The sequence below is a fragment of the Cellulomonas bogoriensis 69B4 = DSM 16987 genome (assembly GCF_000767165.1).
Classification (GTDB): Bacteria; Actinomycetota; Actinomycetes; order Actinomycetales; family Cellulomonadaceae; genus Actinotalea; species Actinotalea bogoriensis.
This window is the reverse complement of sequence record NZ_AXCZ01000237.1, coordinates 1-3,115: the sequence shown is the minus strand read 5'-3', so window position 1 is coordinate 3,115 and position 3,115 is coordinate 1. Positions and strand designations below refer to the sequence as shown.

Annotated in this window: 3 protein-coding genes; all 3 read left to right on the top strand. The window is 76.1% G+C overall.

Going from position 1 to position 3,115, the window contains the following annotated elements; genetic code table 11:
* Window positions 1–482, top strand: a 482-nt coding sequence (locus N869_RS16675; protein ID WP_232229756.1) for an FHA domain-containing protein, incomplete at its 5' end; no start/stop codon positions are given.
* A gap of 139 nt (window positions 483–621) precedes the next feature.
* Complete coding sequence (gene eccD, locus N869_RS13925) at window positions 622–1,968, top strand: type VII secretion integral membrane protein EccD (protein WP_035062574.1); 1,347 nt, start codon at window positions 622–624, stop codon at window positions 1,966–1,968.
* Between the two features lies 1 nt (window position 1,969).
* Window positions 1,970–3,115 (top strand): type VII secretion protein EccB (eccB, locus tag N869_RS13920; RefSeq protein WP_052105591.1); only part of this gene is annotated, 1,146 nt, incomplete at its 3' end.

The following is a 3,115-nucleotide window of genomic DNA, read 5'->3' as shown; positions in this document are numbered from 1 at the left end:
TGGCCGACCACGCGGTCACGCCCCGGCCTCTGCCCGCAGAACCGGCCGTCGTCACGCGCCACCCGGGCCCGGCGCCTGCGAGCCCGGACCCCGGCCCGGTGGACCCCGGCCCGGTGAACCCCGGCCTCGTGAACCCCGAGCAGGTGACTGCCGACACCTGGGTGGTGCGCCTGGACTCGGGTGAGGAGATGAGCGTCTCCGGGCCCGGGCACATCGGACGCCGCCCGCACCCGCGCGACGGCGAGCCGTGCGAGCACCTGGTCACGATCTCCGACCCCGGCCGGTCCCTCTCTCGCACCCACGCCATGTTCGGGCTCGACGGCGGGTTCTGGGTCGAGGACTGTGGCTCGGCCAACGGCACCTCGGTGGTCGCCGGCGACGGCACGGTCCTGCCGGTCGAACCCGGCGAGCGCGTCCACGTGCCCCCGGGGGCCACCATCCGGCTCGGGGACCGCACCCTCACCGTCAGGCCCCTGCGATGAGCGCCCCCCGCTCCGCGGCCCGCTGTGCACAGGGGCCGGCCAGCCACCGCACCGTCACTATGCTGACCACGCCCACCGGCTGGCCCCGGGCCCACGCCCGCCCCACCACCCCGCCAGGACCTCCGATCGAAGGTGCACCATGACCGCAGCCACCTCGGGCCCCGCGCTCGGGACACTGGTCAGGGTCTCGGTCAGCGCCGGCGACCGGTCCGCCGACCTGTCCGCACCCGCAGGCAGCCCGGTCGCCGAGCTCGTCCCCGGCCTCGCCCGCACCCTCGGCCTCCTCGACCCGGCCACCGTGCACGGCGGCTACCACCTGGTGCGCTCCGACGGCACCGTCCTCGACACCGACAGGTCCCTGCAGGCCCAGGGCGTGCAGGACGGCGCCGTCCTGACCATGGAGTCGGGGGCCGAGCCCGAGGACGTCCGCGTCTACGACGACGTCGTCGAGGCCGTCGCCGACGCGGTCGAGGGCCAGTACGCCCCCTGGACCCCCGCCGACTCCGCGCTGACCGCCGTCGTCGCCGCCGTCGCGTTCCTCCTCACCGGCGCCGCGCTCCTGCTCGGCGCCGACCCCGCATCGGCCTTCCCGCCGGTCGTCGCCGGCGGGGCAGCACTCCTCGTCCTCGGCGCCGCACTGGTCGTCGGGCGCGCCGGCCACCACACCACCGGAGCCAACGCCCTGGCGCTCACGGCCACGCTCCTGGGCCTGGTCGTGGGCCTGACCGTCACCGCCACCGACCCCACCTGGGGGTGGGCCACCACCTGGGCCGGTGCGGGGATGCTCGTGGTCACCGGTCTCGCCCTCCCGGTGCTCACCACCCACCGCGAGATCCTCGTCGCCCCCGCGGTCCTCGGCCTCACCCTCGTCACCACCGGCACCGCGGTCGAGCTCACCGGCGCCTCGGCCGGCGTGGTCCTGGCGATGGTCCTCGCCGTCATCGTCACCGCCGGCAACGGCATCCCCTGGCTGGCGCTGGCGAGCACCCCGCTCCGGGTCGTCCCGGCCCGCAGCGAGGCCGAGATCCTCGCCCACCCCGCCCCGATCGACCCCCAGGCCGTCCGCGACCAGTACGGGCGTGGTCACCGGCTCCAGGTGTCCCTGCGCGCAGCGGTGGGGCTCCTCGCCCTCGCCGGCGCACCCGCCGTCGTCGAGACCGGGCTGGCCGGCACGGTCCTGCTGGTCTGCGCCTTCGTCGGCATGCTCCTGGGCGTCCGCCAGACCTACTCCCGTCAGGACGTCGTCGTGGTCATGGGCGCCGGCATCCTCGGCCTCACCCTCACCGGTGTCCTGGCAGCCGCGGCCCACCCCCACTGGCGGGCCACCCTCGCGGTCGTCGCCGGGGCCGCTGCCGCGGCCGTCATCGCCCTGAGCCTGGTGGCCCCGCGGCGCCGCCTGGGCCTGGCGCGCGCCGCCGACACCGTCGAGGCCCTCGCGCTCGCGGTCCTGCTCCCGCTCGGGGTCGCCGCAGCCGGGCTGGTGTGACGTGGCGAGCAAGAAGGACCTCGTCGAGGCCCAGACGTTCAGCCGGCGCCGGCTCCTGACGGCGTTCGTCTCCGGTGCTCCCGGCGGACGTGAGCTCGAACCCACCAAGCCGATGCGGGCGGTCGTCGGAGGGCTCACGCTGTCGACGCTGCTGGTGCTCGGCAGCCTGGGCTTCGGGCTCCTCTCACCGTCCCTTCCGGCCGGCTGGGACGACAACAGGCTCGTCGTCACCCGGGACGGCTCCCGCTACGTCGCGCTGCAGGGCACCCTGCACCCGGTGCTGAACGCGGCGAGCGCCCGGCTCCTGGTCCCTCCGGGCCAGTTCCAGGTCGTCCAGGTGCGACCCGAGCAGATCGAGGAGTCCCCACGAGGGGTCACGGTCGGCGTCCCGGGGGCGCCCGACGCCGTCCCCGACCCCGCGCGCCTGGTCGGCAGCGGCTGGCTGAGCTGCGTGGGTGAGGAGGGCGGCACCGCGACGGTCCTCAGCGAGGAGACCGCCCCGCTGGTCGCCGAGGTCCAGGAGCAGCACGCCTCAGGTGCCGGTCCCGCAGGCCTGCTGGTCCGCAGTGGTGAGGACCTGTACCTGGTGGCCGACGGCCGCCGGCACCTGGTGCCCCGGGCCGAGAGCGCGGGGGTGCTGCGCGCCGTCGGTCAGGACACCGCGCTTCCCTGGACCGTCACCGCCCGGTGGCTCAACCTCTTCGAGCCGGGCTCCGACCTGGAACCGGTGCACGTCGAAGGTGCAGGGCAACCCCTGCCCGAGGGGGTCCCTGCACCGCCCGGCGCCGTGGTCGGCTCGGTCCTGCGCCTCACGGACGCCGTCGGAGAGGTGCGCCGGTACGTCCTGGACGCCGACGGTGACCTGCTCCCGCTGACGGACTTCGCCGCGCCGCTGTACGCGATCGGCTCGGGCGCGCTCGTGGGCGCCGACGTCGAGGTCACGTCCGTCCAGGTGTCCGGCCTGCAGACGTCGGAGCAGGCGGCGGCCCCGGACTGGCCCTCGGTGACTCCCACGGCCGTGCCCGACGGCACCGCTCCGTGCGCGCTGCTGGCGCAGGAGGTGGGGCGTGGTGTGCACCTGGTGGCCAACCCCGGCCTGGAGGTGCCGGCCACCGGCGACGTCGTCGAGGTCGACCCCGCCGCCGGG

What these genes read in the sequence shown, in the direction of transcription:
- eccD (WP_035062574.1), top strand. Translation starts at nt 622, where the DNA reads ATGACCGCAGCCACCTCGGGCCCCGCGCTCGGGACACTGGTCAGGGTC.